This window comes from Nocardia sp. CDC159, assembly GCF_023740735.1.
Lineage (GTDB): Bacteria > Actinomycetota > Actinomycetes > Mycobacteriales > Mycobacteriaceae > Nocardia > Nocardia pulmonis.
The window spans coordinates 150023-163156 of the sequence record NZ_JAMRXH010000003.1; the positions used below are offsets into that span (position 1 = coordinate 150023).

Below are 13134 nucleotides of genomic sequence, written 5' to 3' on the forward strand. Positions count from 1 at the left end.
TGTGTTCGACCATCGCTGCTGTTACCCGACCTGAGAGAGGTATTCGCTGTAGAACAAGCCCAGTCCGACCGCCGAGGCGATACCGGCCAGCAACCAGAACCGAATGATGACCGTGGTCTCGGCCCATTTGCTGAGTTCGAAATGATGGTGGAAGGGCGCCATCTTGAACAATCGATTGCGTGTGGTCCGGAAGACCGCCACCTGCAACACCACCGATGCGGCCTCGGCGACGAACAGCGCGCCGATCACGACCATCAGCAGTTCGGTGCGGGTGGTGATGGACAGTCCGGCGATCAGGCCACCGAGGGCCAGTGAACCGGTGTCACCCATGAAGATCTTCGCGGGAGCCGCGTTCCACCACAGGAATCCGATGCACGCGGCCGCGCCCGCCGCGCAGACCAGCGCCAGATCCAGTGGATCGCGCACGTTGTAGCAGCCCGCCTCGGCCTTGACCTCGCAGGCGTGGTAGTACTGCCAGAAGGTGATGATCACGTAGGCGCCCAGCACCAGGCTCATCGAACCGGCGGCCAGGCCGTCGAGTCCGTCGGTCAGATTCACCGCGTTCGACCAGGCGACCACCACCAGGCAGACGAAGGCCAGAAAGATGATCACGCCCATGGACACGGTGTTGATATCGCGGACATAGGACAGGTGGCGGCTGGCCGGGGTGCGCCCGCTCGCGCCCGGGAACTGCAGCGCCAGCACGCCGAAGACGATCGCCGCGGTCAGCTGGCCGATGTATTTGCCCGCGGCCGTGAGGCCCAGATTGCGCTGTTTGCGGATCTTGATGAAGTCGTCGACGAAGCCGACCATGCCCAGTGCGGTGGCCAGGCCGAGCACCAGCAGCGCCGAGGTCGTCGGGCCCTCGGCGCGATAGCCGATGCCGATCAGGTGCGAACCCCAGTATCCGGCCCACATGCCGATCAGGATGGCGACGCCGCCCATGGTCGGAGTGCCGCGCTTGGCCTTGTGGCTCTCCGGGCCGTCGATGCGGATCTCCTGGCCGAAGCCGCGGCGGGCGAACATGCGGATCAGCAACGGGGTCAACAGGATCGACACCGCCAGTGCGATGCCCGCGGCGAACAGGATCTGTCTCATCGGGCCGCCTCCGTTTCGGTCAGGTGCTGCGCGACCGCCCACAGACCGACGGAGTTCGAGGCCTTGACCAGCACCACGTCACCCGCCGCGAGCTCGTCGTCCAGCAGTGCGATCGCGGATTCGATATCGGGCACGAGCACCGACTCCTCACCCCACGAGCCCTCCTGGACCGCGCCCTGATGCATGCCGCGCGAGGGGCGGCCGGTGCCGACCACGACCAGCCGATCGACGTCCAGGCGCACGGCGAGTCGGCCGATGCGGTCGTGCTCGACCACCGATTCCTCGCCCAGCTCGGCCATTTCGCCGAGCACCGCCCAGCTCCGCCGCGGTCGCTCGCCCGCCTTGGACATGGTGACCAGGGCCTTGAGTGCGGCCCGCATGGAATCCGGGTTGGCGTTGTAGGAATCGTTGATCACGGTGACGCCATCGGCGCGCGTGCGCACGTCCATGCGGTGCGCCGAGGCCACAGTCGCGCCGGATAGCGCGCGGGCGACGGTGTCGAGATCCGCGCCGCATTCCAGCGCCACCGCCGCCGCCGACAACGCGTTGCCGACCTGGTGCTCGCCGTGCACGGCCAATCGCACCTCGACGCTGGAACCCTTGGCCGACAGGGTGAATCGGGCGCGAGCGGCCTCGTCGAGGACGACGTCCGTGGCCCGTACCTCGGCGCTCTCGGCCTGCCCGACGCGCACCACCCGGGCCGCGGTGCGCGCGGCCATCGCCACGACGTTCGAGTCGTCGGCATTGAGCACCGCGACGCCATCCGCCGGAAGCGCCTCCACCAGTTCACCCTTGGCCTGCGCGATCGCCTCTCGGCTGCCGAACTCGCCCAGATGCGCCGTCCCGACATTGAGCACCACCCCGATCCTCGGCGGGGCGATCTCGGTCAGCGCCTTGATATGTCCGTGCCCCCGCGCCGACAACTCGAGCACCAGGAACTTGGTCTCGGTGGTCGCGCGCAACGCAGTCCACGGATGCCCGATCTCGTTGTTGAACGAACCGGGCGGCGCCACAACCGATCCCAGCGGCGCCAGCACGCCCGCCAACAAATCCTTGGTCGAGGTCTTCCCCGACGACCCGGTGATCCCGACAACGGTCAGCCCGTTCTCCGCCACCAGCCGATCCACCACCACCCGAGCCAGTCTGCCCAGCGCGGCCAGCACCGCCGCCCCCGAACCATCCGCGTCGTGCGCCAGCGCATACGCCGTGCCGGTGGGCGCGTCTTTCGACTCCCCAGCACGCGCACCCCTCGACTCCCCGGCACGCGCATCCCTCGACTCCCCGGCACGCGCATCCCTCGACTCCCCGGCACGCGCATCCCTCGACTCCCCGGCACGCTTTTCGCCGGGGAGCGGCTCGACGACGATCGCGGGCACGCCCACCGGCCGCGCGGCCAGTACCGCTACCGCGCCCGCCGCGACTGCCGCGGCGGCGAAGTCGTGGCCGTCGACTCGTTCGCCCGGCAGGGCCAGGAACAGGCCGCCGGGTTCGATTCGGCGCGAATCGAATTCGACCGCGCCGGTCACCGTCACCGCGGGGTCGGGCACATCGTGCAGCGTCCCGCCGACGACGTCCGCGATCTCCCGCAGGGTCATCTCGATCATGAAACCGTCAGGTCCTTCGTTTTCCGAGAGAGGGCCTCCGCCAGCACCTCGCGGTCGTCGAACGGATACTTCACACCCGCTATCTCCTGCCCCGTCTCGTGTCCCTTGCCCGCCACCAGCACCACATCGCCGGACTGGGCCCAGTCGACGGCGGCGGCGATGGCCGCGGCGCGATCGCCGATCTCGGTGACCTCGCCGCGCTCGGCCTCCGCGATGCCCTCCGCACCCGCGCGCACCGCCGCCCGGATGGCCGCCGGTTCCTCGCTGCGCGGATTGTCGTCGGTAATGATCAGCAGGTCCGCGCCGCGCGCGGCGGCCGCACCCATGAGCGGGCGCTTGCCGGAATCCCGGTCACCGCCGGCGCCCACCACCACGGCCAAGCGACCGCCCGTCTCCTTCAGGTGCGCGCGCAACGTGGCGATCACCGATTCGACGGCCTCCGGCTTGTGCGCGTAGTCGACCACCGCCAGGAAATCCTGACCGCGATCCACCCGCTGCATCCGACCCGGCACATCGACCTCGGCCAATGCGGCCGCCGCGGTCTCGGCGGATACCCCCGCCGCCGCGCATACGGCCACCGCGAGCAGCCCGTTGGCGACGTTGTAGTCCCCCGGGAGCCGCAGGCGCACATCGACTTTCGCATCCGGCCCGGTAGCGGTGAACTCCTGGCCGCCGCCCGGCAGCGAGGCGACCTCGCCGACCGACCAGTCGGGCTCGGCCTCACCGGTCGGGCTCGGCTTGGTCGCCGCGGTGATCACGGAGGTCCGCCCGCCGATCTCGCGAACCAGGCGCTTACCCCAGGGGTTGTCGATACACACCACGCTGGTGCTCGCCGCGACCGGCGACTCCGGTTCGAACAGCCGCCGCTTGGCCGCGAAGTAGTCCTCGAAGTCGGCGTGGAAGTCCAGATGGTCCTGGGAGAGATTGGTGAACGCGCCGACCGCGAACCGCACCCCGTCCACCCGGCCCAGCGCCAGCGCGTGACTGGACACCTCCATCACCACCGCCTGCACGCCCCGCTCGACCATGAGCGCGAACATGGCGTGCAACTGCGGCGCCTCGGGCGTGGTCAGCGCGCTCGGCACCCGCTGCCCGCCGATGCGGGTCTCGATGGTGCCGATCAGTGCCGTCGACAGCCCGCCCGCCGCCAGGCCCGCCTCGATCAGATAGGAGGTGGTGGTCTTACCGGAGGTACCGGTGATGCCGATCACTCGCAGCCGCTCGGACGGATCGCCGTAGATGGTCGCCGAGATCTCCCCCAGCACCGCGCGCGGTTCGTCGTGGACCAGCACCGGAACATCGATCTCGCCGATCAGCTCCGCCCCGGCCGGGTCGGTGAGCACGGCCACCGCGCCCCGCTCGACGGCATCGCGCGCGAAGCGCGCGCCGTGCGCGTGCGCCCCGGCCAGACCGGCGAACAGGTCCCCGGGCTGCACGGCATTGGAACGCTGCTCGATACCGGTGACGGCGAGGTCGCCGATTTCGCCTGCGCTCGGGCGAATGCCCGTGCGCTCGGCGAGGGTCCGCAGGGCTGTGGTCGGCGGCACGGCCGGACGCAGCACCTGCGGGCTGGGCTGCACGGGCACGAAGCTCCTTTCGATGGACGACGGTTCCGGGTTCAGCGGTTCCGGCAAAATCGGATTCGGATCGACGAGTCAGGTTACCGACGACCGATCACGGCCGGGCAACGCGGCTCGGAGAATTCGCGTCGGCACCGATCGGGCCTGATGGTCGCACCCGTTCAATCGGCCTGCAACACCAGGCGCGGAGCGGGCGGCGAGGGCGGCACCCGATCGCGCTGCAGGGCCCACGACGCGATGCTGTGGAACAGCGGCGCGGCCGACTGCCCGCCGCTGCCGTCGGAGCTGCGGATCGGGGCGTTCATCATGATGCCGATGACGTAGCGGGGATTGTCCGCGGGCGCGATCCCGGCGAAGGTGATCCAGTAGCGATCGTTGGAGTAGCAACGGCATGATTTGTCGATCTGCTGGGCGGTACCGGTCTTACCGGCGATCTGGTAGCCCTCGACCGCGGCCGAGGGACCGGTGCCGGTCTGGGCGGAATTCATCGGATCGCGCTGGGTGACCGACTGGAACATGGTGCGCAGCGTGCGGGCGGTCTGCGGGCCGACCACCCGGACCCCCTCGGGCTGCGGCTCCTCGGTGCGCGGGCCGTCCTTGGGCGCGACGGTGGCCTTGACGATGCGCGGCGGAATGCGCACGCCGTCGTTGGCGATCGCCTGGTACATACCGGTCATCTGCAGCAGGGTCATCGAAAGGCCCTGTCCGATGGGCAGATTGGCAAAGGTGGAGCCGGACCACTGATCCCGGGGCGGCACGATGCCCGCGCTCTCGCCGGGCAGGCCCACGCCGGTGCGCTGGCCGAGCCCGAATCGCCTCAGCATGTCGGCGTAGCGGTCCTCGCCCACCCGCTGGGCCAGCATGAGGGTGCCGACGTTGGAGGAGTGGCCGAAGATGCCGGTCGTGGTGAACGGCACCGTGCCGTGCTGCCACGCATCGCTGACGTTCACTCCGCCCATGTGAATGCTGCCCGGCACCTGCAGCACCTCGTTCGGGTTGGTCAGGCCGTACTCGAGGGCCGCGGCGGCGGTCACGATCTTGTTGACCGAACCGGGTTCGAAGGTGTCGGTGACCGAGCGGTTGCCCATCTGGTTCGGATCCCAATGCTTGGGTCCCAGATCGGGATTGAAGGTGTTGTCGTTGGCCATGGCCAGCACCTGGGCGGTGCGCGCGTCGAGCACCACCGCCGACACGTCCTCCGCGCCGGAGGCCTGCTTGGCCTGCTGCACCTGCTGCTGAACCTCGTACTGCAGGTCGGCGTCCAGGGTCAGTTCCACCTGGGAGCCGTCCACGGCGGGCTGGCGATCGCGCTCGCTGCCCGGAATGACCGCACCGTCGGAGCCCTTGTCGTAGGTGTGGGAGCCGTCGGTACCGGCCAGCACCGAGTCGAGCGTGGACTCCAGCCCGAGCTGCCCGTGCCCGTCCCAGCCGGTGGCCCCGATGACATTGGCGGCCAGCGATCCGCCCGGATGCACCCGCGAGGGCTCGTCGTCCGCGCCGACCTCCGGGAACTTCTCGCGAATCTCACCGGCCACCCGCGCGTCCACATTGCGCGCCAGATAGACGAATCCCTCGTCTCCGCGCAGCTTGGCCAGCAGCTCGGCCTCCGACGGCCCGTCCTTGCCGAGCTTCTGATGAATCGTCTTGGCGATGGCCTGTAACCGCTCGTCGGGATCGGGCGCCTTGGCGCTCTTGGCGCGCGCCTCCGCGAGCTGTATGCGCACGATCACCGGCTGGAATCCCAGCGACTTCGTCGCGATGCTGAAGGCGAACGGCTTGCCGTTGCGATCCGTGATCGCCCCCCGCAGCGCATGATCGGCCTGCCGCACGGTCCGCTGATTCGCGGCCTCCGCCGACAACCTCGGCGCGGAAACCGTCTGAATCCACAACAACTGCGCCGCCACCACCACCAGCGCCACCAACATCACCACCCGCCCCACCCCGAACCGCAGAACCCCCTCGGCCCCCCGCCGCCGAGCCCTCCCCCGCACCCGCGGCCGCCTTGCCGTCGCCCCCCGCCGCCCCCGCTGTTGCACCCCACCACGCCCCGCCATCACCAACCGCCCCCAACTACATCCCACACCTGGGCACCGAACCCGGCTGTACTCGTGACCCCTGCACCAAACCTCGCAGCACCCCTGTCCCGGACACCGAACCGCGCTGCCTCCCTCGCCTCGGCACCGAAACTCACCGCACCCCTCACCTGGGCAGCGGACCTGGCTGCATCCCTCTCCTCAGCACAGAAACTCGCCGCATTCCTTGCCATCGCACCCAACACCGCCGCGCACCGCCCGATACGAGCCGACCCGGTCATCGCGCGTTCGGAATTTCGTGTGCCGGTGATCCGCCGCGCGGGGCCGGACCACGCCGAGCGAATATCGACGGGGACCGGCGCGTGGCCGACGGCGCTCGCGGACCGGCCCGTGGGCACCGGCGTGGCCTTTCGTCGCGGTTGCGACATGCCGCACCGGCTCGCCGTCATCGGGCGGCTCCGGCGGCGGCGTCGGGTACGGGCTGGCCGGGGGCCGGGGTCACCGTGTCGAGCGGGGTGGGGGCGGACGCGGGGCTTGGCGGGGCCGCGGTTTCGCCGGGAGTCGCTGCGCCGGTGGATAATTCGGGGGATGGGGCGGGGCCCGCGGCGGGCTGCGGGGCCGCGGCGGCGGGAACCTGACCGGGGGCGGGTGGGGCCGCGGCGTTCAGGCTTGGCTGCGGGACGTTCTGGGTGGGGTTGGGCGGGGTCGTCGACGGAACCGGGACCACGCGTTCGCCCTGGGCCTGAACCAGTTTCGGGGGCGGGGCGGCCGGGGATGCCGGGGCGGTGTTCAGCGGCGGGGCCGGGGTGCCCTCGGCGGGGGTCTCCTTGCCGATGACCGTGACCGAGCCGTCGGGGGCGACGAGCAGGCGGACCGGATCCTTGGCGGGGATCATGCCGAGTTCGCGTGCGCGATTGGCCAATTCGGGGGCCGAATCGGCGGCCTCGACCTCGCGCTGCAGGGCGGCGCGCTCGTCGAGGAGCTGACGGTTCAGGCGGCGGGCGTCGCCGAGTTGGTAGCTGTCCTCGGCGGCGCGGGTGGTGAGCAGCAGGGTCAGGGCCAGACCACAACCGAGCAGCGCGATGATGCCCGCCACGAACGGGAGCCGACCGGCCATGGCCGACGCGGCCCGGCCGGGCAGCGGCCCGAGTTCACCGCGCGTCTGGGTCCGGCTGCGCCGACGGGCGTAGGCCCGTTGCGCCGCACCGGATTTCACCCGATCCGCGGATTCGGCCCGCCGCGGCGCGGCCTTGGCCGGTGGCGCGGACCGCCGCGCACCCCGATCCGGGGCGTCCACCCGTGTGCGCACGCTCATCGTCTCGCCTCCCCTACTCTCACCGACCCCGCTTCCCTGGCGCTGCCTCCACCGCGCTGACGCTCGGCCCCCGGCATTACCGCGAAAACGGCTGTGTCCACTCCCGATTCGACGCGCGCGCTCATTCGCCCGCCTCGATTCGCTCGGCCGCGCGCATGCGCACGGGCGCGGCGCGCGGATTCTCGGCGATCTCCTCCTCGGTCGCCTTTTCCGCGCCACGGGTCAAGATCTTGAATTCTGGGCCCATACCGGGCAGTTCGACCGGCAGGCCGACCGGGGTCCGGGAGGCCGACCGCTGCGCGAGCAGCTGTTTGACCAGCTTGTCCTCCAGCGACTGATACGACATCACCACGATCCTGCCGCCGACCTCGAGCGCGTCCAGCGCCGCGGGCAGCGCGGCCTCGAGCGATTCCAGCTCGCGGTTGACCTCGATGCGCAACGCCTGGAACGTGCGCTTGGCCGGATGACCGCCGGTGCGCCGGGTGGCCGCCGGGATGGTGTCGTAGAGCAGCTCCACCAATTCGCCGCTGGTGGTGAACGGTCGACGCTCGCGGCGCTTGACGATCGCGCTCGCGATGCGCCCGGCGAAACGCTCCTCGCCATAGTTCTTGAGAATCCGGGCCAGATCGCCGTGCGCATAGGTGTTGAGCACATCGGCCGCGGTCAGGCCGCTCGTTGGATCCATCCGCATATCCAGCGGCGCGTCCACCGAATACGCGAAACCGCGCTCGGCCTCGTCCAACTGCATCGACGACACCCCTAGATCCATCAGGATCGCGCGCACCGAATTCGTCGGCGACAGCTCGGCCTCGCGCAGCGCGTCGGCGATGCCGTCGTAGCGGGTGTGCACCAGGGTGATCCGATCGGCGAACGGCGCCAGCCGCGCACCGGCCAGTTTCAGCGCCTCGGTATCGCGGTCCAGACCGACCAGCCGGGTATCCGGATAGGTACGCAGGAAATGTTCGGCATGTCCGCCGAGCCCCAGCGTCGCATCGACCAGCACACCGCCGGAAGTCAGTGCGGGGCCGAGTATTTCATCGGCTCGCCGGAGCAGAACTGGCACATGGCGGGGGCCGGGGTCTTCATGGTTCACCTCGACCTCCCGGATCCTGGGCGATTGGACTCTCACGTCGGTGGTGAATGCCCCGTGGTCTCTGACCGAGCGACGGCACCTGGCGTTGGGGAAGTACGTCAGGGTCCGCCGTCGGGCAGAGGCCGCAGGGCACTCGCCTCGCTCGGGGGCTAGAAGATTCCGCCCAGCGACTCGTCTCTGGCCAGCGAGTAATCCTCCTCGTGTTCGGCGAGGTAGGACTCCCACGCCTGCTTGTCCCAAATCTCGAGGAAGTCGACCGAGCCGATCACCACGCAATCCTTCGACAGGTTCGCGTAGCGGCGGTGTTCGGCCGACAACGTGATCCGGCCCTGCGCGTCCGGACGCTGCTCGTCCGTGGAGGCGGCCAGGGCCCGGACGAAAGCCCTTGCCTGCGGATTGCTTCGCGACGCCGCGGCGGCCCGCCGCGCCAGGGCGGCGAACTCCTCCTTGGGATACACGGAAAGGCTGTGGTCCTGACCTTTCGTGACCATCAACCCTCCCGCCAACTCGTCGCGAAACTTCGCAGGCAACGTCAGTCGCCCCTTGTCGTCCAGCCGGGGCGTGTAGGTACCGAGAAACACGTCTCGACACCTCCCGCTCGATCACCCCGTCTGGTCGGCCTCCTCAGTGCGCGCTCCACATTACCCCACTTTCCCCCACTTTCAATCGAAAGCCGCGGTGATCTCGATCCCCGCGTGGCGGATTTCGCAGGTCACACCAGCTATCACCAGGGTGGGGAGATTTCGCCGAGTTCCCCCGACACGCACCCCCGGCACCGCTATCGACCCGACAACCGCCAGCAAACCCGCAGGACACGACCGGTCAGGGTGCGCGGTGGGGGCCGGTGGGGGAACCGCGTGGGGAGATGTGGGGTGTGTTGGGGCGGGGCGGAAAGGGCCCCGAAAACAGAACGACACGCCGTGCATCACACGGCGTGTCGCCTAGAATTCGATCTTGTTCGCCCGCCCGGCCGACGGGCGTGGTTCAGCCGCCCTCTTCGAACCGACGCCGGAACCGGTCCTCCATGCGGGCGGAGAATCCACCCGACTTGCGCTGCTTCCCGCGGCTGGCGGTCGCGCCGCCGCCCGGGGCCGCCTCGCCGCGACGGGCCGACCCCGGCGCGGCCGGACCACCCATCAGCAGCAGCACGCCCGCACCGAACATCACGATGAACCCGAGCAGGCTGATGACTGGGAACCCACCCGGCTTCACCGGCAGGGCGATACCCGCGACGAGAAGTACGAGGCCGAGGACGAACAGGGCCGCGGATTGCAGCCTGCGTCTACCGCTGGCCGAACGTAGCCGTCCACCGCGCACGGTCGAAGCGAATTTGGGGTCCTCAGCATAGAGCGCGCTCTCGATCTGTTCGAGCATGCGCTGCTCGTGCTCGGAGAGTGGCACGGTACCTCCCCCGGCACTAGGTCGTGGTGGTCGCCTCCGGGTAGGCGACTAGTAGCCGACCTTGGCGGCTACCTGCCACCAATGATACGAGTTCGATCAGCGTGCTACCACCTACTCCACGATGTTCAGGCCGTGCCGTCGGCAACCCACCCGGGGATCGGCCGCAGGCGGGCCGCCGCGCTGACCAGATCCTCCACGTCGTGCAGGAATGCCCCTACGCGCGAAGCGAACTCGTCGGCCCGCGCGGCGTCGACCGGACGATCGAGCCCCGCCTCCAGCGCCGCGCGGGTCTCGGAGTGGGCGCTGAAGTAGTCCGACCACATCACGAATTCGGGCGCGGCCTGCTGCATCAGCACCCAGGCGTTGCGCGAACGCGCCCGCGGCGCGCGGTCGGCGCCCGTGAGCGCCAGCACAGCCCCCGCACCCCGCAGCGCCGCCAGATAGGCGGTACGGAAACGTTCGCGCGGATCGGGCTCGGCCGCGGCCTGCAGCAGCAGACCGTCGGCACGATCGAGCAAATTCCCGGCCCGCCCGGAACGCCCCGGATGCTTCATCCGATCAGCCATGGCGGTTACCTCCACACCCCTCGCATACCGAACAGGTATTCGAATGTCGTTCAGGTGTGAATATAGAGAGGACCACCGACAACTTTTTCGCGTCGAACGAGAGCCGCGCCGCCGAGACATGACCGTCGTCAGACCCCACCACGCCCCCGCCCCCGTCGTCGTCGACCTCTCGGCCGCCACTCTGCGCGCCCGCCTGCACGACGCCCTGTCGGTATACGTCGCGGCCATGGGCTATCCCCGCGGCACCGAACATCACCGCGCCCCCATGTGGACCGAGCACACCACCCGCCCGGGCTGGCAGGCCGTCGGGGCCGTACTGCCCGACGACAGCGGGGAATTCGATCTGCGCACCGCACCGCTGGTCGCGGTCGCCTACGGCTATCGCGGCGCGCCGCATCAGTGGTGGCATCAGCAGGTGCACAGCGGCATGCGCCGCTCCGGCTGGCCCGAGCACTCGACCCGGGATCTGCTGTCGGACTATTTCGAACTCACCGAACTGCACGTGCATCCGAGCGCGCAGGGCCGCGGCATCGGCGAGACGCTGCTGGTGCGACTGCTGCGCAACCGTCCCGAACGGGCGGCGCTGCTGTCCACCCCCGAGGTGGACCGGGAGGACAATCGGGCCTGGCGGCTGTATCGGCGGCAGGGATTCACCGATGTGGTGCGACATTTCGTGTTCTCCGGTGACACCCGCCGCTTCGCCGTGCTGGGTCGGCGGCTGCCGCTGGACGCGTCGCGATCATGACCGTGCTGATTCTCGGTTCCGGCCACAACGCGCTGGTCGCGGCCTGTTATCTGGCGCGGGCGGGCGAGCGGGTGGAGGTGCTCGAGCGCGACGAGGTGCTCGGTGGCGCGGTGTCGACCGTCGAGCGCTTTCCGGGACATCGGGTCGATCGCGGCTCCTCGGCGCACATCATGGTCCGCCACACCGGCATCGTGGAGGAGCTCGACCTGGAGCGCTTCGGGCTGCGCTATATAGACTGCGATCCCTGGGCTTTCGCCCCCGCCCCGGCGGGCAGCGATGCCGCGCCCCTGGTGTTCCATCGCGATCTGGATCGCACCTGCGCCTCGATCGCCGCCGCGTGCGGCGCCCGCGATGCCGATGCGTATCGGCGGTTCGTGCGGGTGTGGGGGCCGCGGGCGCAGCGGGTGATGCGGGCGTTTTCCGGGGCGCCCGGGCCGGGGCGATTCGTGCGCTCGTTCTGGGGGCTGGACGCGCGCGGCGGCGGCAGCGTGCTGTCGCGGGAGTTCCTCCAGTCCGGGGACGCGCTGCTGGACGGGTATTTCGACGATGAGCGGCTCAAGGCGGCGCTGGCCTGGTTCGGCGCGCAGTCCGGGCCGCCGATGTCCGAACCCGGCACCGCGCCGATGGTCGGCTTCGCGGCGCTCATGCATACGCTGCCGCCGGGGCGGGCGGTCGGCGGCAGCGGGGCGCTGACAACGGCACTAGCGGCCCGGCTGCGCGCCGACGGCGGCGTGATCTCGGCCGGTGACGCGGTGACCGAGCTGCGCCGCATGGATGCGGGCTGGCGGGTGCGCACCGAGTCGGGCCGGGAACTGTTCGCGCACACGGTGATCGCGGGGACCCACGTCCTGACCACGCTGGAATTGTTGCGGCGCGGCGGATTCGACGCCCGCCTGCTCGACGAGTGGCGGCGACGCATCCGGGTCGGGCCCGGTATCGGCATGGTGGTGCGCGCCGCCACCACCGCGCTGCCCGCCTACCCCGGTGCCGCGCAGGATATTTCGGCGAGGGGCCTGCAGTTGCTGGTATCGGATCGGCGGCAGCTGTGGTCGGCGCACGGCGCGGCGCTGGCGGGGCAGCTGCCGCCCCGGCCGGTGGTGCTGGCCATGAGCTTCAGTGCGCTGGACCCCTCGATCGCTCCGGCCGGGGAGCATCAGCTGTCGCTGTGGGCGCAGTGGCACCCCTATCGACTGGCCGACGGCGACTGGGCCGGGCAGGCGGAGCGGGAAGGTGATCGGATCATCGCCGAATTGGACGCGCTCGCACCGGGTTTCGCGGGCTCGGTGCGGCAGCGACTGGTGCAGACGCCGGTCGATCTGGAGCGCGAACTGGGCCTGCTGGGCGGCAATGTGATGCATGTGGAGATGTCGCTGGACCAGATGTTCTTCTGGCGGCCGCTGCCGGAGCTGTCGGGACAGCGGGTGCCGGGAGCGCCCGGACTGTATCTGACCGGCGCGTCCACCCATCCCGGCGGTGGCGTGTCGGGCGCGAGCGGGCGGACGGCGGCGCGGCTGGTGCTGCGCGACTCGCGGCGCGGTCGGTTGCCGCGATTCGGGCGCCGATGACGAGGCCGCGTGGGCGCCCCGCCGCTAATCGATGGGCGAACGAGCGCCGCGGACGAGCATGCCGAATTCCGCTGACGCTGCGGGACGGCTGCGATGACGGAACGGCCCGTGATCCGGAAAGGCGGGCGATCAAT

General features: G+C 70.2%; 11 protein-coding genes. 2 read left to right on the forward strand and 9 right to left on the reverse strand.

Annotated elements, in window-relative coordinates; genetic code table 11:
* Window positions 1–21 precede the first annotated feature (21 nt).
* The 9 genes from mraY to NDR87_RS07655 form a co-directional block, all read right to left on the reverse strand.
* Window positions 22–1098: a phospho-N-acetylmuramoyl-pentapeptide-transferase gene (gene mraY, locus NDR87_RS07615; protein ID WP_251910406.1), complete on the reverse strand. Its 1077-nt coding sequence runs from the start codon at window positions 1096–1098 to the stop codon at window positions 22–24.
* Window positions 1095–2702 carry a UDP-N-acetylmuramoyl-tripeptide--D-alanyl-D-alanine ligase gene (murF, locus tag NDR87_RS07620; protein ID WP_251910407.1) on the reverse strand — a complete coding sequence of 536 codons (1608 nt, stop codon included), beginning with the start codon at window positions 2700–2702 and terminating at the stop codon, window positions 1095–1097. The genes mraY and murF overlap by 4 nt, the downstream gene beginning before the upstream one ends.
* On the reverse strand, window positions 2699–4288 hold the full coding sequence (locus NDR87_RS07625; RefSeq protein WP_251910408.1) for a UDP-N-acetylmuramoyl-L-alanyl-D-glutamate--2,6-diaminopimelate ligase: 1590 nt from the start codon (window positions 4286–4288) through the stop codon (window positions 2699–2701). The genes murF and NDR87_RS07625 overlap by 4 nt, the downstream gene beginning before the upstream one ends.
* 155 nt (window positions 4289–4443) lie before the next feature.
* Window positions 4444–6336, reverse strand: a complete 1893-nt coding sequence (locus tag NDR87_RS07630) for a peptidoglycan D,D-transpeptidase FtsI family protein (RefSeq protein WP_372494107.1) — start codon at window positions 6334–6336, stop codon at window positions 4444–4446.
* 424 nt (window positions 6337–6760) lie between these two features.
* Complete coding sequence (locus tag NDR87_RS07635) at window positions 6761–7630, reverse strand: hypothetical protein (RefSeq protein ID WP_251910409.1); 870 nt, start codon at window positions 7628–7630, stop codon at window positions 6761–6763.
* Window positions 7631–7751: 121 nt separating this feature from the next.
* The gene (gene rsmH, locus NDR87_RS07640; RefSeq protein WP_308212070.1) at window positions 7752–8738 is read right to left on the reverse strand and encodes a 16S rRNA (cytosine(1402)-N(4))-methyltransferase RsmH; all 987 of its coding nucleotides are present in this window, start codon (window positions 8736–8738) and stop codon (window positions 7752–7754) included.
* 134 nt (window positions 8739–8872) lie between these two features.
* Window positions 8873–9304, reverse strand: coding sequence for a division/cell wall cluster transcriptional repressor MraZ (gene mraZ, locus NDR87_RS07645; protein ID WP_251910412.1), 432 nt, complete (start codon window positions 9302–9304; stop codon window positions 8873–8875).
* Window positions 9305–9707: 403 nt separating this feature from the next.
* On the reverse strand, window positions 9708–10124 hold the full coding sequence (locus NDR87_RS07650; RefSeq protein ID WP_251910413.1) for a DUF3040 domain-containing protein: 417 nt from the start codon (window positions 10122–10124) through the stop codon (window positions 9708–9710).
* A 125-nt stretch (window positions 10125–10249) separates the two neighbouring features.
* The gene (locus NDR87_RS07655) at window positions 10250–10690 is read right to left on the reverse strand and encodes an SAV_6107 family HEPN domain-containing protein (RefSeq protein ID WP_251910415.1); all 441 of its coding nucleotides are present in this window, start codon (window positions 10688–10690) and stop codon (window positions 10250–10252) included.
* A 118-nt stretch (window positions 10691–10808) separates the two neighbouring features.
* Between NDR87_RS07655 and NDR87_RS07660 the strand changes: the two genes are divergently transcribed.
* The gene (locus tag NDR87_RS07660; RefSeq protein WP_251910416.1) at window positions 10809–11435 is read left to right on the forward strand and encodes an N-acetyltransferase; all 627 of its coding nucleotides are present in this window, start codon (window positions 10809–10811) and stop codon (window positions 11433–11435) included.
* On the forward strand, window positions 11432–13000 hold the full coding sequence (locus NDR87_RS07665) for an NAD(P)/FAD-dependent oxidoreductase (protein WP_251910418.1): 1569 nt from the start codon (window positions 11432–11434) through the stop codon (window positions 12998–13000). The genes NDR87_RS07660 and NDR87_RS07665 overlap by 4 nt, the downstream gene beginning before the upstream one ends.
* The last annotated feature ends 134 nt before the right edge of the window (window positions 13001–13134 follow it).

What these genes read in the sequence shown, in the direction of transcription:
- mraY (WP_251910406.1), bottom strand. Translation starts at nt 1,098, where the DNA reads ATGAGACAGATCCTGTTCGCCGCGGGCATCGCACTGGCGGTGTCGATC.
- murF (WP_251910407.1), bottom strand. Translation starts at nt 2,702, where the DNA reads ATGATCGAGATGACCCTGCGGGAGATCGCGGACGTCGTCGGCGGGACG.
- NDR87_RS07630 (WP_372494107.1), bottom strand. Translation starts at nt 6,336, where the DNA reads ATGGCGGGGCGTGGTGGGGTGCAACAGCGGGGGCGGCGGGGGGCGACG.
- NDR87_RS07635 (WP_251910409.1), bottom strand. Translation starts at nt 7,630, where the DNA reads ATGAGCGTGCGCACACGGGTGGACGCCCCGGATCGGGGTGCGCGGCGG.
- NDR87_RS07655 (WP_251910415.1), bottom strand. Translation starts at nt 10,690, where the DNA reads ATGGCTGATCGGATGAAGCATCCGGGGCGTTCCGGGCGGGCCGGGAAT.
- NDR87_RS07660 (WP_251910416.1), top strand. Translation starts at nt 10,809, where the DNA reads ATGACCGTCGTCAGACCCCACCACGCCCCCGCCCCCGTCGTCGTCGAC.
- NDR87_RS07665 (WP_251910418.1), top strand. Translation starts at nt 11,432, where the DNA reads ATGACCGTGCTGATTCTCGGTTCCGGCCACAACGCGCTGGTCGCGGCC.